19 protein-coding genes are annotated in these 26649 nt (G+C 41.6%); 8 read left to right on the plus strand and 11 right to left on the minus strand.

The annotated features are described in order from the left end of the window. Positions 1 to 11 precede the first annotated feature (11 nt). Both EJ995_RS01335 and EJ995_RS01340 read left to right on the plus strand, forming a co-directional pair. Positions 12 to 1184, plus strand: a complete 1173-nt coding sequence (locus tag EJ995_RS01335; protein ID WP_126444869.1) for an efflux RND transporter periplasmic adaptor subunit — start codon at positions 12 to 14, stop codon at positions 1182 to 1184. A gap of 3 nt (positions 1185 to 1187) precedes the next feature. Beyond that, positions 1188 to 4697: an efflux RND transporter permease subunit gene (locus EJ995_RS01340; RefSeq protein WP_126444871.1), complete on the plus strand. Its 3510-nt coding sequence runs from the start codon at positions 1188 to 1190 to the stop codon at positions 4695 to 4697. Between the two features lie 57 nt (positions 4698 to 4754). Here EJ995_RS01340 and EJ995_RS01345 read toward each other — a convergent pair whose 3' ends face one another. The 4 genes from EJ995_RS01345 to EJ995_RS01360 all read right to left on the minus strand — a co-directional run bounded on the left by EJ995_RS01345 (position 4755) and on the right by EJ995_RS01360 (position 11689). After that, positions 4755 to 5072 (minus strand): hypothetical protein, encoded by a 318-nt coding sequence (locus EJ995_RS01345; RefSeq protein WP_241234669.1) that lies wholly within the window; start codon positions 5070 to 5072, stop codon positions 4755 to 4757. A gap of 113 nt (positions 5073 to 5185) precedes the next feature. Continuing rightward, the gene (locus tag EJ995_RS01350; RefSeq protein WP_126444873.1) at positions 5186 to 7456 is read right to left on the minus strand and encodes an inorganic phosphate transporter; all 2271 of its coding nucleotides are present in this window, start codon (positions 7454 to 7456) and stop codon (positions 5186 to 5188) included. Positions 7457 to 7641: 185 nt separating this feature from the next. Continuing rightward, positions 7642 to 8856 (minus strand): multidrug transporter, encoded by a 1215-nt coding sequence (locus EJ995_RS01355; RefSeq protein ID WP_126444875.1) that lies wholly within the window; start codon positions 8854 to 8856, stop codon positions 7642 to 7644. A gap of 31 nt (positions 8857 to 8887) precedes the next feature. Further along, complete coding sequence (locus EJ995_RS01360; protein ID WP_126444876.1) at positions 8888 to 11689, minus strand: TonB-dependent receptor; 2802 nt, start codon at positions 11687 to 11689, stop codon at positions 8888 to 8890. A 153-nt stretch (positions 11690 to 11842) separates the two neighbouring features. Between EJ995_RS01360 and dgt the strand changes: the two genes are divergently transcribed. Both dgt and EJ995_RS01370 read left to right on the plus strand, forming a co-directional pair. Then, positions 11843 to 13174, plus strand: a complete 1332-nt coding sequence (gene dgt / locus EJ995_RS01365; RefSeq protein ID WP_126444878.1) for a dGTP triphosphohydrolase — start codon at positions 11843 to 11845, stop codon at positions 13172 to 13174. Positions 13175 to 13233: 59 nt separating this feature from the next. Next, entirely contained in the window at positions 13234 to 16086 is a 2853-nt protein-coding gene (locus EJ995_RS01370) for a T9SS type A sorting domain-containing protein (RefSeq protein WP_206482255.1), read from the plus strand. A gap of 3 nt (positions 16087 to 16089) precedes the next feature. On the opposite strand, the gene EJ995_RS01375 is transcribed toward EJ995_RS01370, so the two are convergent. Beyond that, the gene (locus EJ995_RS01375) at positions 16090 to 17850 is read right to left on the minus strand and encodes a 1-deoxy-D-xylulose-5-phosphate synthase (protein WP_126444882.1); all 1761 of its coding nucleotides are present in this window, start codon (positions 17848 to 17850) and stop codon (positions 16090 to 16092) included. Between the two features lie 319 nt (positions 17851 to 18169). Between EJ995_RS01375 and EJ995_RS01380 the strand changes: the two genes are divergently transcribed. Then, on the plus strand, positions 18170 to 18619 hold the full coding sequence (locus tag EJ995_RS01380; protein ID WP_126444884.1) for a nucleoside deaminase: 450 nt from the start codon (positions 18170 to 18172) through the stop codon (positions 18617 to 18619). On the opposite strand, the gene EJ995_RS01385 is transcribed toward EJ995_RS01380, so the two are convergent. Both EJ995_RS01385 and aspS read right to left on the minus strand, forming a co-directional pair. Then, on the minus strand, positions 18612 to 18875 hold the full coding sequence (locus tag EJ995_RS01385) for a hypothetical protein (protein ID WP_126444886.1): 264 nt from the start codon (positions 18873 to 18875) through the stop codon (positions 18612 to 18614). The genes EJ995_RS01380 and EJ995_RS01385 overlap by 8 nt on opposite strands. Before the next feature lie 17 nt (positions 18876 to 18892). Further along, positions 18893 to 20656, minus strand: a complete 1764-nt coding sequence (aspS, locus tag EJ995_RS01390) for an aspartate--tRNA ligase (RefSeq protein WP_126444888.1) — start codon at positions 20654 to 20656, stop codon at positions 18893 to 18895. A gap of 232 nt (positions 20657 to 20888) precedes the next feature. On the opposite strand from aspS, the gene EJ995_RS01395 reads away from it, so the two are divergent. The 3 genes from EJ995_RS01395 (at position 20889) to EJ995_RS01405 (ending at position 23577) form a co-directional block, all read left to right on the plus strand. After that, positions 20889 to 21245: a toxin-antitoxin system YwqK family antitoxin gene (locus EJ995_RS01395; protein WP_126444890.1), complete on the plus strand. Its 357-nt coding sequence runs from the start codon at positions 20889 to 20891 to the stop codon at positions 21243 to 21245. Between the two features lie 164 nt (positions 21246 to 21409). Next, positions 21410 to 22096 carry a TetR family transcriptional regulator C-terminal domain-containing protein gene (locus EJ995_RS01400; RefSeq protein ID WP_126444892.1) on the plus strand — a complete coding sequence of 229 codons (687 nt, stop codon included), beginning with the start codon at positions 21410 to 21412 and terminating at the stop codon, positions 22094 to 22096. A 140-nt stretch (positions 22097 to 22236) separates the two neighbouring features. Next, positions 22237 to 23577: an ABC1 kinase family protein gene (locus EJ995_RS01405; RefSeq protein ID WP_126444894.1), complete on the plus strand. Its 1341-nt coding sequence runs from the start codon at positions 22237 to 22239 to the stop codon at positions 23575 to 23577. Between the two features lie 67 nt (positions 23578 to 23644). On the opposite strand, the gene EJ995_RS01410 is transcribed toward EJ995_RS01405, so the two are convergent. The 4 genes from EJ995_RS01410 to EJ995_RS01425 are packed head-to-tail and all read right to left on the minus strand — an operon-like array spanning position 23645 to position 26622. Then, a complete protein-coding gene (locus tag EJ995_RS01410; protein WP_126444896.1) occupies positions 23645 to 23929 on the minus strand; it encodes a type II toxin-antitoxin system RelE/ParE family toxin in 285 nt (94 codons plus the stop codon). Beyond that, positions 23929 to 24150, minus strand: a complete 222-nt coding sequence (locus EJ995_RS01415) for a hypothetical protein (protein WP_126444898.1) — start codon at positions 24148 to 24150, stop codon at positions 23929 to 23931. The genes EJ995_RS01410 and EJ995_RS01415 overlap by 1 nt, the downstream gene beginning before the upstream one ends. A 20-nt stretch (positions 24151 to 24170) precedes the next feature. Next, positions 24171 to 25454 (minus strand): metal-dependent hydrolase family protein, encoded by a 1284-nt coding sequence (locus EJ995_RS01420; RefSeq protein WP_126444900.1) that lies wholly within the window; start codon positions 25452 to 25454, stop codon positions 24171 to 24173. Positions 25455 to 25488: 34 nt separating this feature from the next. Beyond that, entirely contained in the window at positions 25489 to 26622 is a 1134-nt protein-coding gene (locus EJ995_RS01425) for a DegT/DnrJ/EryC1/StrS family aminotransferase (protein WP_126444902.1), read from the minus strand. Positions 26623 to 26649 lie beyond the last annotated feature (27 nt).

Genomic DNA, 26649 nt, shown 5'->3' on the forward strand with positions numbered 1-26649 from the left:
ACAAGATTATCATGAAACATTTAAGCATCCTTATTATAAGTACTGTATTACTAGCGTCTTGTGGCGGTGGTGAACCCAGCGTTGACGAGTTGATTGCTGCTGGTGAGACAGATGCCATTGCACAACGCAAGACAGAGTTGCTCAACCAGAAGAAAGAGCTGGAGAATGAGATACGTTCCATTGAAAATTACATGGACAATAACGCTGTGAAACGTGCTGGATCACTGGTAAGCGTCAAGACAGTTAACGACACGCTCTTCAAGCACTATGTAGAACTACAAGGTAGCGTGGACACAAAACAAAATGTCACATTAATGCCAGAGATGGCTGGAGTACTGACTCAGGTTTATGTTAAGGAAGGACAACGCGTTTCTCGTGGGCAGCGATTGGCTCGCATTGATGACGGTGGCCTTGCACAGCAAATCGAGCAAATGAAAGTCCAGTCAGAGCTTGCCAGAACAACTTATGAGCGTCAAAAGAGACTTTGGGATCAAAACATAGGGTCAGAGATTCAATTCCTACAGGCAAAAACAGCCTATGAATCCCAGCAAAGTGCCATACGCAGCATGCAGCAGCAATTGGCCAAAACAGTTGTAACAGCACCATTTTCTGGCGTCATCGACGATGTAATTACAGAGCAAGGAAATACCGTGACACCAGGAATGACAAGACTCATGAGAATTGTCAACCTAGATGACATGTATATAGAGGTAGAAGTTCCAGAGACCTACATCGCAGATATCGAGGCAGGAACGGACGTTGAGGTCGAGTTCCCAGTGTTGGGTAAAACCATGAACAGCAAGGTGCGCCAGACCAGCTCCTTTATCAATCCAGCAAACCGCTCATTTAAAATCGAGATTCCTGTAGATAGTGAGAACGGCAATATCAAGCCTAATCTTACCGCGAGGCTCAAAATCAATGACTACACTAGAGAAGACGCTATTTTAATACCGCTTTCCGTGATAAGTGAAAACTCAAATGGTGAGCAATATGTTATGGTGGCAACAAATCGTGAGAGTGGTGAACCTTATGATACCGCTGTCGCGAAAAGGAGATTGATAAAAACAGGCAAAACAAGCGATAACATGATTGAGATACTAAATGGTATTCAAGAAGGTGATCAAATCCTTGTTGAAGGTGCGCGCAGCGTGAAAGAAGATCAGGAAATCAGAATTAAAGCATAAGCAATGGCTAAGAAGAGCGAGAAAGAATTCGGTTTATCATCATGGGCGATCAATAACTCAACGGTGATATGGATCATCATTGCGCTGGTTCTAGTTTTGGGACTGCAAGGCTATTTTGCCATGCCGCGCGAGGATTATCCAGAGGTAAAAGAGACTAAGATCTACATATCAAGCGTCTATCCAGGTAACACTGCCGAGGATATTGAACGATTGATTACAGAACCGCTTGAGGACAAACTCAAGAACTTGTCAAATGTGGTAGAGATTTTATCTACATCACAAGAAGATTATTCCATTATCACTGTAGAGTTTGATGAGAAACTCACCGTCGAGGATGCCAAGCAAAAAGTAAAAGACGAGGTTGATGTAGAAACTTCAAATGAGGACTGGCCTACCTTCAATGGTGCCAAAATTGAGCCCAACATCTTTGATCTCAAGATGAGTGAAGAGATACCAATCATGAACATCAATCTGCGAGGCGACTACACGGTACGCGAGCTCAAAACGTATGCAGAATATCTAGAGGATGAGATTGAAGGATTAGATCAAATCAAAGGAGCAGACATACGCGGTGCGCAAGAGCTTGAGGTAGAAATAGCGGTTGACATTTATAAAATGACCGCAGCACAGGTAAGCTTTGATAACATCATCAATGCCGTAAGCGGTGGTAATGCTACCATGAGTGCCGGTAATATAAAAACTGAAAGTCAGCGACGCACGATCAGGATTCTAGGTGAGATTACTAGACCAGATCAACTGGAGCGATTTGTCGTCAAAAATGAGAATGGTCCTATTTACCTTACTGATATAGCCGAGGTTTCTTTTAAAGAAGAAGACAAGACCACCTATGCTCGTGAGAGCGGTGATCCAGTAGTGATGATCGATGTCAAGAAACAATCTGGTAAAAACACTATTGTAGCGTCTGAGAGCATACGTGAGATTATCGCACAATCTCAAATTGAGGAAATTATACCGCAAGATGTGTCGATAACCGTGACAAACGACAATTCCAGTCGTACACTTAATCAAGTAGATGACCTGGTCAACAACATCATATTTGGGGTCATACTCGTTGTCGTTGTATTGATGTTTTTTTTAGGTTTTCGAAATGCCCTTTTTGTAGGTTTTGCGATACCTATGTCCATGTTGATGAGCTTTATCATCTTAAATGGATTAGGCTACACACTCAATACCATGATCTTATTTGCCATGATTATGGGACTAGGAATGCTAGTGGATAACGGTATCGTGGTGGTAGAGAATGTCTATAGATTGATGGATGAAGAAGGCATGCCGCGCATGCGAGCAGCCAAAATAGGTATAGGCGAGATCGCCGTGCCTATCATCATATCGACACTAACGACGGTAGCGGCATTTGTACCTATAGGATTATGGCCTGGTGTTATGGGAGAATTCATGAAATATTTCCCGATAACCTTGTCTGTCGTTCTAGGTAGTTCTCTAATCGTCGCGATCTTTTTCAACTCTATGCTTGTATCAAAATTCATGAGCATTGATGAAAAGGTTATCCCAACAAAAAACCTATGGTGGATCACTGCCATTATGGGTGGAATAGGTTTACTGATAATCATTTTTGGTGGTGCCGTTCGCGGTATAGGTTCTATCATGGTAGTAACCGTTATTTTATTGTGGTTATATAAATATGTGATTAAAGGATGGGCAACTGGTTTCCAGAACAACTTTCTCAAGTCACTTGACAATGCCTATGAGCGATTCTTGAAATTTGCCTTGCGCGGTAAGAAGCCTTATTTCTTTACAGCAGGTATGGTGGTCATGTTCTTTGGAGTGTTGGCATTGTACTTTGGTTGGTCGGTAGCTTCTGGGCGAACCAAGGTGGAATTTTTCCCAGAAAACAAGCCTAACCAGATCATTGTTTACATTGAGTATCCACAGGGAACAGCAATTGAAAAGACTAACCGTACTACAAAACAAATTGAGGAAGTCGTCTATGATGTCATCAATGATGAAGAGTACATAAAAAATGGTCGCAACTTTCTTGTAGAGAGCACCGTATCCCAAGTAGGTGAAGGTGCTGGTAACCCGCAAACTGATGGTGGATCTGCGGCAGAGATGCCGCATAAAGCAAAAATCACTGCTTCCATGCGTGAGTATAAATATCGAGATGGTAAGGACAGCGAAGTATTGCGCAAGAAAATTCAAGAAGCAGTTCAAGGGCGTTTCCCAGGTATCGCTATAAGTGTGGAGAAAGATCAAGCTGGACCACCAGCTGGTTATCCTGTAAACATCGAATTGCAAGGCGATGACTATTCAGAACTTATCGTGACTGCAGAGCGCATGGTGAAATTTCTCAACGAGAAAAACATCGCACCTGTTGACGAATTAAAAATTGATGTGAATAAAAGTAAGCCTGCTCTACAAGTAAAAGTAGATCGTGAAAAAGCTGGTGAGCTAGGTATAAGTGCTGGACAAGTAGGTATGCAATTGCGTAGATCTATTTTTGGAGAGAAAGCTGGTGTTTATAAAAAAGATGGTGAGGATTATGACATCTATGTACGCTTTAATGAAGACGATCGCTATGACCGCAGCGCCTTATTCAACCAACGTATAACTTTCAGGGATATGGCGACTGGCCAGGTCAAAGAAGTACCGGTAAGTGCAGTTACCACTACAGAAAATGTTTCAGGATTCAGCGCGATAAAGCATAAGGATAATCAGCGTGTCGTTACTGTTTACAGTGCACTCAAGCCAGGATATTCTGATGCTGGTGCGGCCGTTGCTCAAATCCAGAATGAGATGCTGGACTTTGAGGATCTACCATCAAACATCGATATAGATTATACAGGTCAACTAGAAGAGCAAAATAAACAGCAGGCCTTCCTTATGACAGCTTTAATGGGCGGTCTTGCCTTGATATTCTTTATTTTGATTTTCCAATTCAGTGGTATATCAAAACCTACAATTATAATGATATCCATCTTCTTGAGTTTTATAGGTGTATTCCTAGGGTTGATGGCAACAGGATGGCCGTTTGTCATCATGATGACCATGATGGGAATCATATCGCTAGCTGGTATTGTGGTTAATAATAGTGTAGTACTGATCGATTACGTGGACATTTTGAAACTCAAGCGCCGCGAGGAATTAGGTATTGATGATGACAAGTACTTGATAAGTAAAGAAGATGCGTTTAAAGCCATCGTTCAAGCCGGTAAAGCCAGGTTGCGTCCAGTAATCTTGACGGCGATTACCACGGTTTTAGGATTGATACCGCTGGCGATAGGATTAAATATTGACTTCTTCTCACTATTCAATCAGTTTGATCCTAAAATTTATATGGGTGGTGACAATGTGATTTTCTGGGGTCCGCTAGCATGGACGGTAATCTTTGGATTGTTGTTTGCGACGTTCCTTACCTTGATCATCGTGCCAGTGCTATTATATCTTGTACATAGAGCCAAGCTGAGATTCCGCAGGAAGTTTGGTGATCAACCAGAAGAAGGTGAAGAAATTGGCGAGCGCACTGCTGCTTAATACTGTATTGACTTTAAAAATAAAAATGCCTCGCAATCACGAGGCATTTTTTTATGATTAACTGCCAGCAACAGGAGATCCAAATATACCAACAGCAAGCTCCACCCAAACAAGAGCAAGAAGTATGACTACCACAAAAATGAACACAAATGAGCGGTAGCCTTTTCTTCCTAACTTATTACGTATGATTTGGATGGTGACGGAACCTGTAAAAAACAATAGAAAAGCCACCACAAAGTCCATGAGCGACCAATTTACCTCATCTGTAAATTGCATAGCGATGAATGGTACTAACAGTATGGCGAGACAGGATAATACTATGGTTATGAACTGTCGTCCTGTAATAAAACTTGGTGTTGTTTTTCGTGGGCTCACTTGCAGTAACAAATTAAAAAACTAGCGATCCAGGTAATTTGTTTTTAGGCCGTTTAGAATTTAGCTTTCGCGCCTGCCTATCGGCGAGGCAGGAAAGCGTAATCCTAAAACACCTATTCACTCTCGCTATCCCGATCAAATCGATTGACATCGTACTCAGTGTAGTACTGCTCTGCAATCTGGATAACGGTATTGAGTAGATCACGAGTTTCAAGCAGCAGTCCAAAGTAAAGCGTAGTGTTTTTAGGCGATTCGTCAGCGTCCTTGGTTCGTTTTACTTGCTTTTCGATTTTGTGATCCACCAGCACAAGAATCTCTCGCTTTTTATGAATAACGGCCTCTAGTTTCCCGAACTCCTTAGCAGAGAAGATTTGTTGAACCTCGCCAAAAATATCTTGAAGTTGCAAGATGATTTCCTTAAGGTCCTTAATCTGATTAAATTTTAGGCTCTTGTGATTGTTATTGATGTGATCTGCGCTTGCCTTAGAGATGTAATCCAGTGATTGCGATACATCTTGCAAGTGACCCAAGACATTTATGTAGAATTTACTGGCACCGATGCTTGTCTCGTCCAGATTCTTGATAAAAAAGTAGATATTGTTGCGCAGGTTATCGATCTCGCCAGCGAGTTTTTTACTCACCTTGCGGCTTTTTTTAAGACTACTTAAATCCTGCGTCATAAGACCTTCCAGTGTGTTTTGATACATGTGCTTACCGCGTTTGAAAACGGTAGATACGATATCGCTACTTTCCTCTATAATACCTTGAATGGTATTGCTCTCGGCGCGTTTGAGCTCGTCTGTCGCCTTTTGTACATTTTGAGATTTCTTGTGCATCAAGAAACTGCGTGTGATAAGAACGATAGCAAGCGCCACCAGACCAACAATAGCGTACATACCACCCATGTAAATGATGTAGGCAAATATGGCAGCGGCAGTAAAGGCGCTAAAAGCGGTAAAAAACCAACCACCTATTACGTTTAATACACCAGCGATGCGGTAAACGGCACTCTCGGTACCCCAAGCGCGGTCTGCGAGCGAGGTTCCCATGGCTACCATAAAAGTTACATAGGTTGTGGAAAGTGGCAATTTGTATGAGGTTGCAACAGATATAAGCACACTGGCCACCATCAGATTGACCGACGCGCGCACATAATCAAATGCTGGTCTATCTGCATTTCTAGGAACTAAAGTAGATTCTGGAGCCTTCTCAAATTTTGAAGCGATATACTTATTGGCATTTGCCGGCATGATGCGCTTGATACCTTCGGCAGCGACGAGTGAGTAGCGTACTAGATATCTAGAAAGGGCATTCGCCTGAAAACGCTCTGTACCGCTGTCTTGACGAGCTAGATCGACTGATGTTTTTACAACGGCTTGAGCCTTTGAAGAGAACCAAAGCGTCAACACCATGATGATACCAGCGACCATGAGCAGCCATTTCTGGCTAGGCAATTTGCCTGCGAGTGCGTCCATGGTAAAGTCTGCCGGTGATCCAGCGGCTTGCCACACATTATATGCGTCATAGGCACCTATGGGTACACCAATAAAGTTTACCAAGTCATTACCGGCAAAGGCCATCGCCAGGCCAAAGGTTCCCATGATAATGATCAACTTGTAGATATCCCATTTGATCACGTACACATAAATCAAACTGAAAATCGTCCAAAACACAAAGCCATAGGCCAACGTGGTGTAAACGTTTGAAGTGTATTCAAAAATAAAGTTGAGTGCTCCTAGATCTGCACCCTTTAATCCTTTTACAAGGATGAAATAATACAAACTGGTGAGTGACAAACCTCCAAAAATCCCAGCCAAAAAAGCTGGACGCTTGCGGTAGTTAAACGTGAGCATAAGCCTAGACAAAAACTGCACAACGGCACCTATGGTAAAGGCCACCACTACCGATAGTAGAATGCCTGAAACAATCTCAATCGCAGTATCACTAGCGATATACTTGCCTAGATTAAGAAAAGTCTCTGTCGGGCTATTACTTATTTTAATCAAAGAAATACATACTGCGGCACCCAACAATTCAAAAACGATAGATACGGTAGTTGATGTAGGCAATCCCATACTATTAAAGAAGTCCAGCAATAGTACATCTGTAATCATGACCGCCATGAAAATGATCATGACATCGTCAAAGAAAAACTCGCTGGGATTGAAGATTCCCTTGCGCGCAACCTCCATCATACCGCTGCTGGAAAGCGCACCTAGCGCAATACCTATACTCGCGATTATCATGATGGTCTTAAAGCTTATCGCCTTAGATCCTATCGCGCTATTCAAGAAATTCACTGCATCGTTACTCACACCAACTACAAGGTCTGTGATGGCTAGTCCTGCGAGTATCACTAGCATGTAAATGTAAACGTCTCCCATTGCTTAAAATAGTTAAGCTGCAAAAGTGCTATATTCTGTTGGGTTGTACGTTATTAAAAGGTTATAAATATTAGGCGTTAGGATAGTTACGCTTTCGCGAAAGCGTAATCCTACAAACATTACTGCATAAAAAAAGCTGCCTGGTAGCAGGCAGCTTTTGTAAAATATTTTGATATAAGATTAGACTAGTTTCTTGTCCAGCCGTCGCCCCAAGAATCATAATCTGTTCCTGCATCGTCATCATCGTCATCGTCATCATTCTCAATAACATCGTCTTGTGTAGGTGCTGGATTTGCAGATCCTACGCTTTCTTCAAAGCCATATGAATATTCAGTATCTACATCGTCAAAAAGAACATTGGTAAAAAATAAATCAGAAGGAATGTTTGAACTTGTTCTAAAGGCTGACTCATCATCCTCTATCACAACACCACGACCTGTGTTTGAAATCTCGATGTTGCTGAAGATACCACCTGATCCTGCACGTACTCTAAAGGCTCTACTATCATCATCATTACCAACTATAGTAACACGATTGACTGTAGGACGAGATAATAGATTGACATCCTCAAGTGAGAAGTCTGTATTGAAGCCATCCATTTCAAAAGCACTGTCACCATCTGCAACATCAAGTTGCTCAACATAAACGTCTGTAAGGGTACCTCTATAACCTTCAGTCCAGTCGATGGAGTCATCTTCTGCTCCTACTACAGATAGGAAAGACACGTTTACAGTACCGCCAAAAAATTCCACACCATCATCTGATCCTCTATAGACTTGCACGTGGTCAATGCTTGTTCCATTTCCTACAGCATATAGCGATAAGCCGTTAAGTTCTGCATTACCATCGATGGCACCACCAGCATACTCGATTCTCATGTAAGAGATATCTCCAGAGTCGTCTGACTCGTCATTGCCACCATAAGATAGTTGTCCTACTTCGCTCGTTGCAGTATCAGTCGATCCAGCTGCTGTAGAGTTGATAGGTGCTCTACCCAAAATAATAAGTCCACCCCAATCACCAGAATCTGGGTCATTTGCAGCAGATGTAAGTACGATAGGATCATCTGCGGTACCTTGAGCATCGATTCTAGCGCCTTGCTGGATCGCGATGTAGGCATTCACACCTACTGGTAATGCTCTCAAAGTAGTTCCTGCAGGAATGGTAAGTGTAGTACCATTACTCATGATTAATGGACCATTGATAATATAATCAACGTCCTCGTCCAACTCAAGGTCCTGTGTATATACACCACTCAAGTTGACTGCGTCTTCATTGCCGCCACCAGTTCCATTGCCGCCATTTGTGATGTTGATTGTAATATCAGACGTGTCGTCGCTTTCACAACTAGCAAAGATTGCTAATACAAAAAGCGCTATTAAAAATCTATTTGCTTTCATGTTTTTTATTTTACTTGTTTATTGATTAAGATTAGAATTGGTATTTAAGACTCATCCCTAGATTGACACCTAGTTTGAAACTACTTATTGTGATATCACCACTACTGGTCTCTTCTCTCACGTATTCAATATCTGGATTGATGAGATTTTTTGCACTCAATTTGAATGTTAGATTATCGCTCAACGGGCTTGAATAGACAAAGTCTAATGAAAAGACTGATTTTTCTATAATATCTCCTAGAGAACCTGCACCAATAGCAGATATTCGGTCTGAGAAGTAACTACCAACAAGTGACGCCGTAGGTTTATAATTGTTTAATGTAGGTGTATAAGTAAGATCTGCATTGATGATAAATGGTGACGCTCCTTCAAGGGCAATCTCATCGCGATCAAATGATGTTGTATAGGTTACATTATCGCCAGTGATATCCTTGAGATCTTGATTTGTATAGGTATACGCTGCGTTGACGCCAGCAACAAGTACATTATCTTCTTCTAGATCCTTGACAATACCTACTCTAGCCTCGAGCTCGACACCTAATACATCCGCACTATCACCAGTTCTAAAGTAGCGCTGTGTACCGGTAGCATCTGCCGCAACGACGCGGTTTACTGGGTCATCGATTTTCTTATAAAATGTACCAATGGATAGGATCTCGCCTTGATTAAAGAAGTATTCAAATTTCAAATCAAAGTTGTTCACCGTACTGTAAGTAGGGCCGCTACCATCTCTGCCGCCTATCAAATCAGGATTACCACCATATCTAACGGTTACATCCTCATAGACAAACGGTGCCACCTCTTTAAATTCCGGTAAAGAAGCTGTTTGGCTGTATGATGCTCTCAAGTTGATATCTTCTGTCAAAGAATACTTTGCATTGATACTAGGCAATATGATGTTTTCATAGACGCTGCGAGATCCTGGATCATTAGGTGGCAGGTTTACTACATCATAGGTAATACTTTGATCCCAAGTCTCAACTCTCAAGCCTGGAATGAGCAATAGTTTACCGGTAGTGATTTGTGCATTGGCACTAACACCATGGATATCCATTTGTCCATTATAGATATTCTCTGGCAATCCTGGCACATTTGTATTTCCTATTTCATTAGATATAGGATTCAAAACGATGGTATTGAATTGCGTACCTATGTTACGTACATTAAATATATCGTCCAGATTGTTCACGTCTAGAACTGGTACATCTCTACCATTAAGCTCTACCTCATATCCATATCGATAAGAAGTAAAATCACGTTCCTTGCGTCTACCGCTGTATCGCAGATTGAACTTTAAATTCTCATTTACTGTTTTCTCGATATTCAGAAAACCTGTGATCTCATCATCTACAACAGATTGAGTAAACCGTTGATTGTCAAAGGCGATGTTTGAGAACAAATTAGGATTGGTCTCTGGATCATTATCCAGCGCAAACTGATAATCTTCTAGGGTATTCCTGCGACGATCTGGCTCATCAGAAAATACTTTATTATATGCTGCACCCCAATTTATGGCAAGTGTCTCTTGGATATCGTGCTCACCTAATAATTGAGTCACGTGAACTCGATCCTGGTTGAACTGTGTGTTCCTTACAAAATAACCGTCCTCACTATCATTGGCATCGCGATTAAATCCTTGACCATTGATACCATAGTTGGACACACCATTAGCAGATTTATTCACAAAAAGATTTACAAACTTGAAACTGTTATTATCATCAAGTGTAAAATCTATATTGGCTTGTGCAGTAGTGCGTGCCGTATAATTGTATTCTTCCACCGTTGGGAAATTGACTTTCAAGACATTGGTAAAGTCTCTGGCAACACCTGTTTGATAAAAAGAACCATTTGTAAATGCTGCAGACCCATAAAGACTAAGCCTCATACCATTATCAAATCTAAAGGAGTGGCCACCATCGATACTAGCATCAATATTCACAGGTTCAAACCCATCAACTGGATCAACGCTGTGAGATAGCAATACTGCAAAAGGATCGTTGTCATATTTATTATAATAACCGGCATAACTCGCGCCATCCAATCTCACAAAATCCTCGCCAATGGCATTGGTATTTGCACCAGTACCCAGCGTGACATTAAGAAAGCTATTACCAGTATGCTTTTTGGATCTAACATTAACATTACCAGCTGAAAAATCACCAAAAAATCGAACATCATAAGCCTTACTCACATCGATACTCTCAATCACATCAGACGAGAAGATGTCCAGGTCAATGTTTTTCTTATTTACATCAGTGGATGGTAATGATAAACCGTTTAATGAAGAGTTTTGGTACCTATCACCTAGTCCACGTACATAGACATTACTGCTGCTTTCTTGTTTTGAGACACCAGATATTTTTGCAACCGCACCAGATGCATCACTTACACCTTTTTGGGATAATTCTTGCGCACCTATGGATTGTACGATGGTTACAGACTTCTTTTGTTCTTCTAACAGCGCCTCTGCACTCTCGCGAGACCTGCGCACCACGACTGATACTGCCTCAAGTGCCGCAGACTCTGCCGCCATGTCAATATCTACAGTGGTAGTAAAACCATCACGCACTACCACGTTAGGTACTTCAATCGTCTGCATTCCTACAAATGATGCCACTAGTGTGTAAGTACCAACTGGCGCCACAATATTAAATTTACCGTCAATATCTGTTTGAGCACCCAGCTGTGTATCCTTGAGTACTACAGAAGCAAAAGGAACGGTCAATCGCTCCTCACCGCTATCCTTATCATAGATAGTACCTACTACACGACCCGTTTGAGCAGCCGCTATCGCACCAACCATAAAAAGTAATACACATAAAAACTTATTCATCTTGTACTTGTTTTCTCGTGCAAAATAACGACGTGATGCAGGGACAACAGGTTAATTTACCATTAGCATATTTCTGACCATTGTTAAGAAATGGTTACCCTAGGTAAACAGGTTGTTAGGATACAGGATACTATCTTGCATCAAACTTTATTCATGAACTGGCCACAATTATTATCGCTTAAAAAATATGGTGACACCCAACGTCGTGATCGACTCGAGCAGGACGAGTTGCGGTTAGGGTTTGAGGTAGATTATGATAGGATCATATTCTCACAAGAATTTCGCAGTTTGCAGGATAAGACACAGGTAATCCCGTTGAGCCAAACTGGTTTTGTGCATACTCGACTTACACATAGTCTAGAGGTGAGCGTGGTAGGCAGGTCGATAGGAAGAATGGCTGGGAAGAAAATACTCGAGCGCCATCCAGAATTGCTCAAGATGGGATATAAATTGCAAGATTTTGGCAGTATAGTCTGCGCTGCGGCTCTTGCACACGATATCGGGAATCCACCCTTTGGCCATAGTGGTGAGAAGTCGATAGGTAACTACTTTGCCAGTGGTAAGATGCAGATGGTGATGAGTCAGCTTTCGCGAAAGCAACAACACGACCTACTGCATTTTGAGGGAAATGCTAATGGATACCGTTTATTAAATCTTGACAAGCCGGCTGCACCAGGTGGATTGAGATTGTCTTATGCAACGTTGGGTGCGTTCATAAAGTATCCAAAAGAGTCACTACCTGTAAAACCAACTGCTCATATCTCTCAGAAGAAATACGGTATTTTCCAATCAGACCTTGAACATTTTAAAGACGTGGCAAGCGAGTTGGGTCTGGACGACAACCTTGAGGAAACAGGTTTTTACAATAGGCATCCACTTGCCTATCTTGTTGAAGCCGCAGATGATATATGTTACAGCATCATCGATTTTGAAGATGGTATCAACCTAGGCTGGATATCAGAGGATTATGCCCTGGAGCACTTGATAAATCTAGTACGCAGTAATATTAGGACTGATGTTTATTCCAATCTGGAGACAACCGCACAGCGATTGGGCTATTTGAGATCGCTAGCCATCAATAATCTGATAACGGACTGCGTGAACATTTTTATGGATAATGAAGAGGCTATTCTTAAAGGGCAGTTTGCTCACGCACTTATGGATAGGTCGACCTATAAAGCTCAAGTAGATGATATTCTATCCATTACTGTCAAGAATGTTTACAAAAACACCGATGTTGTTCAAAAAGAGGTTTCTGGTTACAAGATATTAGGCGATATTCTTGACGCGATGGTGACTGCCATGCTCAATGATTTGTCGGGTACGCTCACCACGTACGACAAATTAATCCTAGATCTTACAGCCGTAGAACTTAACGAGAGTGATGAGGTTTATGATAGACTGCTTACTTGCTGTGCTTATGTCTCATCATTGACAGACTCAAAATCGATGGCTTTGTTCAAAGTTATTAATGGGAGTATCTAGCCACTTTAAAGCAACCAGTATGAGGTTCTTATCGTATATTTAACACAAAAATTTTCTTGATGAAAAAAGTTATCCTTGCTGCCCTAGCACTTTCACTTATAGCCGTTTGCGCTTACATGATCTACACTCCAGATGTAGAATTATCTGCCATGGAGTTAAAGCGTGAAAAACACAGAGAATTCATTGCAAATTCACCGTTCAGCGACTCAAAGGACCTTACAAAAGCTCAACGTAAAAGCATGAGCCTACCTCCTAATGCTTACAATGAGCGCATGTGGGAATTAACGATGAATCCAGAATTAGGATATCCAACACCGTATGTTGTGGATGCACAGCGTGCCGTAAATGCCTCGATTGCAAAGAGCACGCCTGGAAGTGAAGCCTCACCCTGGATAGAACGAGGACCGCTCAATGTAGGTGGTCGTACAAGAGTTGTTTTTTATGACCCAAATGATGTAGGAGCTAATAATGGTGACGGCACTGATTATAACCGTGTATTTGCTGGTGGTGTAGGCGGTGGACTATGGGTTAATGATAATATTGAAAGTGCCAATAGTCGATGGAATCAAGTTCCAGGTCTAGCGTCAAGTCTAAACATAAGCTGTTTTGCTATTGACCCAACAGATAGTAATACTATCTATCTGGGTACTGGTGAACAATATACGGACGGTGCATCGATAGGAAATGGAGTATATAAGTCAACTGATGGTGGAGACACTTGGGAACAAGTAAATATCCAACCTGCCTTTGATGAAGACCTGACTAACGGATCAGACATTTTCAAATCAGGAGTGTTTTTTGTCAATGATTTGATCGTTAGAGAAGTTGATGGTGGTACAGAGGTTTATGCTGGAATAGGCGCAGCATTCTATGGCGCACCTAACTTTAACTTTCAGAATCCTAGAAACTTTCTAGGAACTCAAAATGCTGGACTATACCGCAGTACAGATGATGGCGATAGTTGGTCTAGAATTGAGGATGAAGACTTAGAATATGATTTTAATGGTTTGACTTTTTATACAATACCCAACGACTTTGAGTTAAGTGCAGATAACACGCTTTACTTTGGAAGCATAGATGCAACTGGAGTCAATGTAGGTGGTGGTCGTATTTTTTCAAGCAGCGACGGTACTGATTGGACTGAATTATTTGAAATAGGCAGTGGTGATCGTGTTGAGATAAGCCCATCTGCAACTAATCCTAATAAATTCTACGTCCTTGCCCAAGTAGCTGGTCAGGCAAACATTTATTTGACCGAAAACGGATTTGCCACCTTAGATCAAATATCAGAGCCGGACGATGCAGACAACGGTATTCCTGCAAGCGATTTTACTCGTGGGCAGTCTTTCTATGATCTTGTGATAGAAACAGATCCAGAAGATGATGATCAGTTATATGTAGGTGGTATCAACATACACCGTTCACGCGATGCTGGTGACAGCTGGGATCAAATTTCTAGATGGTCAAACAATCCCAATATGGACAATTTGAGTGTCCCATTTGTTCATGCAGATATTCATAGTATTGCCTTTAAGCCTGGTGATTCTAATGAAGGTGTGATTGGAAGTGATGGTGGTGTTTCCATTGTAGAATCATTTGCTAGGGCAACAAGATCTTCCGGAGCCATTGAAAACCGCAATTTAGGCTACAACGTTACTCAATTTTATTACGGTGATATCGCTGCCACAGACTTTGAAGATGGTGATGAATTCGTTGGTGGAACTCAAGATAATGGATCTCAGGTTTTCAATAATTCTAATGTAGCAGGTGGATTAAGCAACAGCTTTGATCCTATAGGTGGTGATGGCTCATTCTCTGCTGTTGATTCTGAAAGTGGTTACGTAGTTTTAGGTTTTACTAGTCGTAATCATTACTATTTTGATTATCCACTTAATCCTGATAGGGCTGGATTATTTGATTATATCAATCGTGGCGAGGCATACACTATTTCAAGTGAGTCTGACGGTGATTTTATTAATGTAGGTGAGGTTGATCGTGCTTTTGATATTTTTTATTCTAATTCACGTGGCGGCAGCGGTGGCGGTGGCAGCACCACGATAACCGCATGTGAGCTGGGTGCCAACTCTGCTGACTGTAATGAAATCAATGTTCCCGCTGTAAGCGGCTCACGACCAACAGCTCTGACCGCATCTCCATTTGCGGCAGTTAATCCAGTTCTTTTTATTGGAACAGAAGATTCAAGAGTTTTAAGAGTTGACAATACACTGGATGCAAACCCTGTTACAACAGATATTTCTGGAGATGACTTTTTAGGAAGTGCCTCTGATATACGCATAGGTGAAACCGAACTAGAAATTTATGTCACCATGCATAATTACGGCATCAATAACATCTGGTATACTAACGACGGTGGACTTAATTGGTCTCAAAAAGATGGCGATTTACCAGACTTACCTGTAAAAGCTATTCTCCCAAACCCGCTTGTAGAAAACGAGGTGATTATAGGAACTGAAATGGGAATCTATGTAACTACAGACTTTGACAGCGATAGCCCTACATGGACATTGACTGTAAACGGCATGAGTACAGTAAAAGTTCTCGATCTAGATCTAAGAGAAGCTGACAATACGATTCTAGCTACCACTCACGGTCGCGGATTATTCACAGGGCAGTTTACCACAGCTGGAATAGGTAGCGCAAGCGCGCCAATCTCGCAGCTCAATGTTTATCCAACTCAAGTTACCAATGAGCTAAACATAGAAAGCTCTAAAAATTTCTCAAGTGCGACTATTAAAATATTTGACTTGAATGGTCACGAGGTAATGACACTTAACCGTGATTTAGGTAATGCTAATTCTAAAATCAACGTGGCTGGTTTAAGTTCTGGATTGTATCTCTTGCAGGCACAATCCCAAGGACTGAACGAAACCATCAAATTTGTAAAAGAATAGTTTTTACAAACTTTCTATAAGTTTTAGCAAGGTCTCACGATCGATCCCTGCAATTTTATGCAAATCACTCGTGGGACCTTGTTCTATAAATGAATCTGGCAATCCTAGTTTGTGGATTTTTCCCGTATACGCTTTCGCGAAAGCATAATCACAAACAGCACTACCCAAACCACCTGCTTTAGTACCATCTTCCATCGTTATAACATGATGGTGTTTATCAAATACCTCATCAAGCACAGTTGCATCCAGAGGTTTTAAAAATCGCATGTCTATATGGGTAACATTTAAATCTTCTGATTTGATCAATTTCTGAACCATAACACCCAATGGTCCAATAGACAAAACAGCAATGTTCCTACCGTTAGAAAGCTGACGAGATGAACCTATCTCGATTTCTTTAAAATCCTGCTTCCATTCTATTATATGGCATCGACCACGCGGATAACGTATAGCGATAGGCAGTTCTAGACCTTTCTGTGCAGTAAACATCAGATTGCGTAAATCCACAGCATCCATCGGTGCAGCGATAAGCAAATCTGGAATACAGTTTAAGTAGGCGAGATCAAAAGCACCATGATGCGTGGCACCATCTTGACCTACCAGTCCGGCGCGATCCAGGCAAAAAACTACGGGTAACTTTTGTAATGCTACATCGTGTATTACTTGGTCATAAGCTCGCTGTAAGAAAGTCGAATAAATGTTGCAAAAAGGAATTAATCCTTGTGTCGCCATACCAGCGGCAAGCGTCACCGCATGCTGCTCTGCAATGCCTACATCAAACGCTCGATCAGGATAGGTGTCCATCATAATTTTCATGGAACTACCCGTAGGCATCGCAGGCGTGATTCCAATGATCTTATCATTTTGGTGGGCGAGCTCTAACAAAGTATGCCCAAATACATCCTGAAACTTAGGCGGTAATTCACTATCATCTCGCTGTGGTATATCACCAGTAACTTTATCAAATTTTCCAGGTGCGTGATAGCGCACTTGGTCGAGCTCTGCTTGTTTGAGGCCTTTACCTTTTGTAGTACGCACATGAAGTAATCGTGGCCCTTTCGAACTCTTCTGTCGCTTGAGTTCATTAATCAGTAATGGCAAGTCATGTCCATCAATAGGACCAGAATAATCAAAATTGAGCGCTTCAAAAATATTATCGCGACCCGTTTCTTTACCAGATTTGGTTTTGGTGAGGTAATCCTTGAGCGCACCTACCGCAGGATCAATACCTATAGCATTATCGTTAAGTATAACTAGTAAATCAGCACCACTAACTCCAGCGTGATTCAAGGCTTCAAACGCCATACCGCTGGCGATACTGGCGTCGCCTATGACGGCGATATGTTTTCTAGCGTTGCTTTGTAAATTGCTGGCCATCGCCATACCCAAAGCTGCACTGATTGATGTAGAACTATGACCTACGCCAAAAGTGTCATATTCACTTTCTGAACGTTTGGGAAAACCAGAGATACCATTTAACTCTCTATTGGTATGAAAAACATCACGCCTACCCGTCAAAATCTTGTGACCATAAGCCTGGTGCCCTACGTCCCAAACCAGTAGATCATTTGGTGTGTCAAACACATAATGCAAGGCGATTGTCAATTCAACCACACCTAAACTAGCGCCTAAATGACCTTCTTTAGTGGCTACAATATCAATAATGAACTCTCTTAATTCCTGTGCGATTTTGGGTAGTTCGCTTTCGCGAAAGCGTCTTAAATCCACAGGATCGTGAATGGTAGAAAGTAGGTCTCGTGCCATGTGTCAAAGGTAGCTATTGAAGTGATGACTTAAGAGTTCAGAGTTATATGATAATATTATGAGGTATGTGAGTTTATTATAAGTTGAAATGAGTCCACGTGGACCTAAAGACACTTCAAAATTATCTCAAGACCGTCATCCATTTTTTATTCGTCAAGCTGAATTTAGTTCAGCTTCTCATGTTTGAATAATTTACTCAAGATTCTGAATATGCAACAGACATTCTTAAGATTCTGAAATAAATTCAGAATGACAAGTAAACTCGTGTGCGTTTGAGTTCAGTTTCAGTTTCCTTTTATTTTTCTTTTTACTTTTGAAAATGTTAGAACCATTTGACGATACCTATTTTATGCAGAAAGCTTTGCAAGAAGCTCAAAACGCCTTTGATCGTGGCGAGATTCCCGTAGGTGCCGTGATTGTGACTGACAACAGGATCATCGCTAAAGGCCACAATCTCACTGAAACACTGACTGACGTGACTGCACATGCAGAGATGCAAGCCATTACAGCTGGGTCAAGTTTTCTAGGCGGTAAATATCTAAAGGATTGTACGCTGTACGTGACACTTGAGCCGTGTCAAATGTGCGCTGGCGCATTATATTGGTCTCAAATCACTCGTGTTGTTTTTGGTGCGAGCGATGATCATCGTGGTTATCGCAAGATGGGAACTCAATTGCATCCCAAAACTCAAGTCACCAAGGGCATCCTAGCAACGGAATGCAGCGATTTATTGAATCAATTTTTTGCGGCTAGACGCAGGCTCAATTGAGCTTACTCACATCATCCCAGTCATCATCCTCATCTTCATCCTTTGATGGCGGATTCAGATTAAACTTTGATAAGTCCTTGTTCCTATATCGCACCACGATAAACGCAGGCATCAAAATCAAGAAGATAAAAGCTGTAGAAAAACCTATGAGTTTATTACCCAGCAACGCATCGCCCTGATTGATAAAATAAAAACCACCAGCAATTACTGCTAGTGCAGCAAATAGTAACAGTCCAATGATTTTGGTGGCGTTCAATGAAATATTATAAAGGATTATTCTGTGCTCCCGTCTACAGTAACTTTCAAGTTCAATTCTTCCAATTGTTCTTGATCTAGAGCCGATGGTGCATCGATCATCACATCACGACCATTGTTGTTTTTAGGGAAAGCGATAAAGTCTCTAATCGTTTCTTGGCCGCCTAGAATGGAAACCAATCTATCAAAACCAAAAGCTAAACCTGCGTGTGGTGGCGCGCCATATTCAAACGCGTCCATCAGGAAACCGAATTGCGCTCGAGCCTCTTCTGGCGTGAATCCTAAATGATCAAACATCAAAGCCTGCAACTTCTTGTCAAAAATTCGTACAGAACCGCCGCCTATCTCGTTACCATTCAATACAAGGTCATAGGCATTTGCGCGCACGTTACCTGGATCTGATTCTAATCTGTCAATATCTTCTGGTTTAGGCGATGTAAATGGATGGTGCATCGCGTGATAGCGCTGCGTATCCTCATCCCATTCCAACAGTGGGAAATCCACAACCCATAATGGTGCAAATTCATCGGCTTTGCGCAGTCCTAATCGTTCTGCCATTTCCATGCGCAAGGCGCTCAATTGTGCTCTGGTTTTATTGGCTGGTCCAGATAATACCGCGATTAAATCACCTGCTTTAGCGCTGGTGGCGTCTGCCCATTTAGCAAGATCTTCCTGATCATAGAATTTATCAACGCTAGATTTAAACGTACCGTCCTCGTTACATTTCACATACACCATTCCCATCGCACCTACTTGCGGTCTCTTGACCCAGTCGATGAGTTTATCGATTTCCTTGCGAGTCATGCTTGCACCACCTTGTATAGCGATTCCCACGACTAGTTCTGCTTCATTAAAGATTTTGAAGTCTTTAGCTTTCGCGAAAGCGGAAATATCACCGAACTCCATACCAAATCGAATGTCTGGTTTGTCATTACCATACTTTTCCATCGCTTGCGCGTATGTCATCCTTGGAAAGTCTGCAACATCAACATTTTTCACCTTCTTGAGCAGGTGGCGCGTCATTTCTTCAAAGATGTTGAGCACGTCTTCCTGCTCTACAAATGACATCTCGCAGTCTATTTGTGTGAACTCTGGCTGGCGATCTGCTCGAAGATCTTCATCACGGAAACACTTGACAATCTGGAAATACTTATCCAGACCACCTACCATCAACAATTGTTTAAAGGTTTGTGGCGATTGTGGCAAGGCATAAAACTGACCTTCATTCATTCTAGAAGGCACGACAAAATCCCGAGCACCTTCTGGTGTGGATTTGATCAAGACAGGTGTTTCTACCTCAACAAAGTCTTTACCCGCTAGAAAATTGCGTACTTCCATCGCCACTCGAGAACGGAAAATCAAGTTCTCACGCACTGGATTGCGACGTATATCTAGATAACGGTATTTCATGCGCAATTCCTCGCCGCCGTCTGTCTTGTCTTCAATGGTAAAAGGTGGTGTCTTGGACTCACTCAAGATCTTGAGTTCCTTGACTAATATCTCGATATCGCCTGTAGGCATTTTGGGATTCTTGGACTCACGCTCAATCACCTGACCAGTGACTTGGATCACAAACTCACGACCTAGTTGCTGTGCTTTTTCAAGCATGACTTTATCAGTACGCTCCTCATCAAAAATAAGCTGCGTCACACCATATCGATCGCGCAGATCGACCCATACCATAAAACCTTTATCTCTGGTTTTTTGAACCCATCCAGCAAGTGTTACTTTTTTATTGATATCGGCGGCGCGCAGGCTACCACAATCGTGCGATCTGTACATGATAATAGTGTAAAAATAAGTTGCAAAAATAAACCGATTATGCGCACGACAAACTGATTCTCACGCTAATAATCACCGTTATCGTCTTAAAATGAGCCTTTTAACTTATTGATAAGATTACACCATACTTCTGATTATTAGTTACTTAAGTCACTAATGTAAATTTAATGTTACCTAAATGTTTTATAATTAAATAATTTGAGTTAATTTTAAATCACTAAATGAAAGACCCATGAAAAATATAATCGTTATTGCCGCTTTGATGATAGGTACCCTAGCCTATGCACAAGAGATCAAACCAAAATTTGAAAAAATGGATGATGGATTGCTCAAAGCAACCTATTTTCATGACAATGGCGAGATTGCTCAAGAGGGAACATTTCTAGACAAGCAACGTCATGGCGAGTGGATCAGTTATGATCAAGATGGAAAGAAAACTGCACAAGCGCAATACACCTTAAATCAGAAGACAGGCAAATGGTTCTTCTGGCACAATGACCTTCTTACTGAGGTCGACTATAATGGCGATCAAATAGTATCAGTCAACAAATGGGTAGATCAAGATGCTGTTGCCAGTAATAGGCCATAATGCAAACCAATTAATATTGAAACCGCTGCCTATCGCAGCGGTTTTTTTATGCTCAATACTGTCGGGAAACGCTGGAAATGACGACTTAATCTTAACAGAGTTTTGTTTCAACATTTACACGATCACATTAAACAGATCGTACCTTTACATAAAGCATTGATATTATGGCAACTGTTAAGAAAACAACCGCTAAAAAAGCAATTAAAAAGAAAAAAGAGATCACTCGTCAAGATGTGATTACCGCATACATGGAATATGTTCTTGAGCACGAGAAAACGCCTAAGAGCGTTTACAAATTTGCTAAGGAAAACAATATGACCGAGCAGGAATTCTATAATTTCTTCGGCAGTTTTGATGGATTGCGCAAGGATATCTGGAATACCTTCTTTACCATGACTATGGACGTGGCTCATAAAAATGAGGATTATGCACACTTCTCAAATCGCGAGAAGATGCTCACCTTTTTCTACACCTTCTTTGAATTATTGACGCTCAACCGCAGTTATGTGCTCTTTGCTCTACAGGAGAATCAGCACATGATGAACAAGATGAATGAGCTCAAAGGATTACGCAAGCACGTGAAAAACTTTGCGAAAGATCTTATCATGCAACGCAACGAGTCTAAGACCAATATCCTACTAGAACGTTCTGAAACAGTTTATAGCGAGGGCGCATGGGTACAGATGATCTTCCTACTCAAATTCTGGATGGACGACGACAGCGCTGGTTTTGAAAAGACTGATATGGCGATTGAGAAGTCAGTCAACACGATTTTTGATGTTTTCGACAATACGCCATTGGATTCTGTTTTTGATTTCGGCAAGTTCTTGTGGAAAGAGCGTATGTCGTAGCAGTAAAATTCCAAACCTCAAATCACAAATCTCAAAAACTTGTGATGCGCAATTTGCATGATAATAGTTACGCTTTCGCGAAAGCGGAAACATCAAAAACTTGAATCCAAGAAATGTAATTCTGGATTCTATCGAAAAACATGAAAACACTAGATAAAATACCTACCAGTAAATTGGGCCGCACCACCGAAATGGTGAAAACGGGTGCCAAAATAGGTGCGAATTACATAAAGTATTATTCAAAAAAGGCGATCAATCCATCCATGGATAGATCATCACTGGATGAAGATAATGCTAGTGATATTTATGACGGTCTCAAGAATTTAAAAGGTAGCGCGCTCAAGGTGGCGCAAATGCTTTCCATGGACAAGAGTTTGCTGCCTGGTGCCTATGTAGAAAAATTTAGCCTGGCACAATTTAGCGTGCCACCACTGTCTGCACCATTAGTGCGCAAGACGTTTAAGAAATACCAAGGTGCTTTTCCTGAAGAGATTTATGATAAATTCTCGAAGGATTCCATAAATGCGGCAAGTATAGGTCAAGTGCATAAAGCCGAGAAAGATGGCAAAGAACTGGCGGTTAAAATCCAGTATCCAGGCGTGGCAGACTCTATAAGCAGCGATCTGGCTATGGTAAAGCCTATCGCCATAAAGATGTTCAACCTTAAAGGCGAGGATTCAAAACGCTATTTTGCCGAGGTTGAAGACAAACTGCTGGAAGAAACCGATTATAATCTAGAGGTAGAGCAAAGCATTTCAATAACCGAGGCTTGCTCGCATATTCCCAATTTAAAATTTCCTACTTATTATCCTGATCTTTCCAGCAAGCGCATTATCACCATGGACTGGATGAAAGGCCAGCATTTGAGTGAGTATGCTCAAACGGGATTCTCAGAGGTGACAGGAAATAAATTAGGACAAACGCTTTGGGATTTTTATATGTTCCAGATGCATGGCCTCAAAGCCGTACATGCAGATCCACATCCTGGTAACTTCTTGATCTCACCAGATGAAGAATTGATTGCCATCGATTTTGGGTGTATCAAACAAATTCCTGACGAATTTTACACACCATATTTTGAACTTGCGGTACCAGCAAGTATTAATAATCCTGAGATTTTTAGAGAGAAACTTTTTCAGCTAGAAATATTGAGAGAAGACGATAGCGATGCAGAAATCGACTACTTCTCACGATTGTTTCACGAGATGTTGACTTTATTTACTAAGCCTTTCCAAGAACAAGAGTTCAATTTTGCAGACGCCACATTTTGGGATCAGATCAGCTCACTGAGTGAAAAATACAGCAACGATAAAGAATTGCGCAAAATGAACGGTAATCGCGGCAGTAAGCACTTCTTGTATATCAATCGCACATTCTTTGGTCTTTACAACTTGCTACACGATTTAAAAGCAACCGTGCGCACGAGAGACTATGTGAAATATCTGGATGAGAAAGGATTTAAGAATCATCCAGCTTTGTAGACTTACCTTTACAACATTAAAAAACACCGCTAACTGCGGTGTTTTTTTATAAATTCTTTTTGGGATTTTACCTAGAGTCGAAGACTCGCATGATAAATAGCGTGCTTCTTGAAACACGGTAATTTATTTTGAGATATCTGAAAAACACCTTGCGATATTCAAATTGATGATTTTCAAACTGTGGATCTATAACACCTATTTTATGTATATCCTCATTCATTGAAAGTGAACTAATAAAATCAAAAATGTCCACGATGATCCGTTTCGCTGTGACCTCGCCATATAGCTCTATGTAGAACTCAGATGTTTTTTCTAAATCTTTAAGTCCTCTTGACGAAAAACGATAATTCATTACTTATCGAACCAGCTTAGCGCAATTTTTCTTGCTTCATCCAGCGTATAAACTCTACCTGCCTTGATATCCTCTTCAGCCTCTAGGATTCCAGCATCCATTTCTTCTTGGGTCTCACCAGCATAATAGTGCGAGGCAGCTTCTTGAACCAGGTTCAAAAAACCATCATCAGCCTCGTCAATGAGCTTGTGTAGTTTGTCTTTAAGATCTTGATCTGACATGATTTAAAGTTAGTGATTTTCTAGTTTTTATAAACCACACCATCCTTCATGACAAAGTTGACGCTTTCTAGTGCTTTGACATTTTTGACTGGATTCTCATCAACGGAGATGATGTCTGCATAGAAACCTTTTTTCACCTGACCCATTTTGTCTTCCAGGTCGAGGATTTTGGCTGGTGTGATCGTGGCACTCTGAATCGCCTCGATTGCTGGCATTCCAGCTTCTACCATGTAATAGAATTCCATGGCATTCTTACCGTGCGCGTATACCCCTGCATCGGTTCCAAAAACAATTGGCACACCTCTTTTATAGGCTCTAGCAAAAGTTCCTTGAATTTGTGGGCCAACGGCTCTTGCTTTGGGCACAACGATTTCTGGATAGAATCCGTCCACCTCAGCTTTGAGTGCTACTTCTTTTCCAGCTGTGATGGTAGGAACTAGATAACAATTCATTTTTTTCATGAGATCCATGGTTTCATCACTCATATAAGTTCCATGCTCAATGGTCTTGACGCCACCTTCAACAGCGCGTCGCATACCTTCATCGCCATGCGCGTGAGCTGCCACGTGCATGCCGTAATCTGATGCTGTGCTGGTAATCGCTTTGATTTCTTCTAGAGTAAACTGCGGATTGCTACCGTTTTTTGCGACACTCAACACGCCACCAGTTGCTGTGATTTTTATACAGTCTGCGCCATTTTTATAGCGGTGACGCACAGCCTCGCGAGCCTCGTCGGTTCCGTTTGCTACACCTTCACGAGGTCCAGGATCGCCCATGAATGCTTGATTACCGCCGTTTGTTGGGTCTGCATGACCACCAGTACTGGCGATAGATTTGCCTGATGTAAATATGCGCGGTCCAGGAACCTTACCTTTATTGATGGCATCACGTAATGATATATTGATACCCGATCCACCAAGATCACGCACCGTTGTAAATCCAGTCATCAAAGTGGTTTCTGCATAACCTACGGCATTGAATGCCACATCTGCTGGATCGTCTACAAATTTTGAAATGTACGCCTGCGGATTGTATTCTGTTTCCATGTGCACGTGCATGTCAGTAAGGCCTGGCAATACCCATTGATCCTTGAGGTCAAAGTATTTGACATCTTGAGGTATGTTTTTATAACCTTTAGAAACCTCACTTACTTCATTGCCATTAATCCTGATGGTCACCTCATCCATCCATTTACCAGACTCAGTATCTAGTAAATGACCAGCATGGATAAAGGTGGTCGTTTGCTGTGCGCCTAGCAGCATGCAACAGAATACTGCGAGTGTGAGTAAAAAGCTATTCTTCATAGTCGGTTGGATTAAAATATTGTAGGTGTTAATTCTATCTGTTCACAAACTCAATTACCGCGTCAATAATGAATTTGATTTGCTCATCATCAAGCTCTGTATGCATAGGTAATGAAATGCATTCTTGCACCAGTTTGTTGGTGACCTTGAAGTCATCTTCGTTATAGCGATCATCCTGATAAGCCTTTTGTCTATGTAGTGGTATTGGATAATAGACACCACATGGAATACCCTTTTCGTTTAAGTGTTTCACCAGCGCATCGCGATCAGTGTCTTTTACCGTAAGCGTATATTGATGGAAAACGTGACAATCGCATCGATCACAAATAAGCGGTGTGATGATCTTTTGATCCATCGCAAAAGCTGCGGTGTATTTGCGGGCAGCGTCACGACGTGCGTCGTTATACTCGTTCAAGTGGCGCAGTTTAGTTCTCAATATGGTCGCTTGCATGCTGTCCAATCTGGAATTTACGCCTACCACATCATGATGATATCGTTCATACATACCATGATTCACGACACCTCTTATGGTGTGCGCTAGATCATCATCGTTGGTAAAAATGGCACCACCATCGCCGTAACATCCTAAATTCTTTGATGGAAAAAACGAGGTCGTTCCCACGTGACCTATGGTGCCTGTTTTGGACTTGGTGCCGTTGCTATGCATGTAATTAGAGCCTATTCCTTGAGCATTGTCCTCAATGACAAATAGATCATGCTCGCGAGCAAGTTCCATGATCGCATCCATGTTTGCTGCAAGACCAAAAAGGTGTACTGGAACGATGGCTTTCGTTTTTGGCGTGATGGCATTCTTCACAGCCTCAACATCAATATTAAAGTCAAACGGATTCACATCTACCAGCACAGGCGTCAATCCTAGCAATGCGATGACCTCAACAGTCGCTGCAAAAGTGAAATCTGCCGTGATGACCTCATCACCTGATTTAAGACCTAGACCCATCATCGCGATTTGTAGCGCATCAGTACCGTTTGCGCATGGAATCACGTGTTTGACATTCAGATAATCTTCCAATTCCTTCTGAAAAGCATGAACTTCTGGACCGTTGATAAAAGCCGTGGACTCGATGACATCAAGAACATTCTTGTCAACTTCATCTTTTATTTTTTCATACTGACCCTTAAGGTCAACCATCTGTATTTTGCGCATGTGTCGTCTATTGGAATCGTCAAAAAT

The organism is Nonlabens ponticola, from assembly GCF_003966335.1.
In the GTDB taxonomy this organism is placed as follows: Bacteria; Bacteroidota; Bacteroidia; order Flavobacteriales; family Flavobacteriaceae; genus Nonlabens; species Nonlabens ponticola.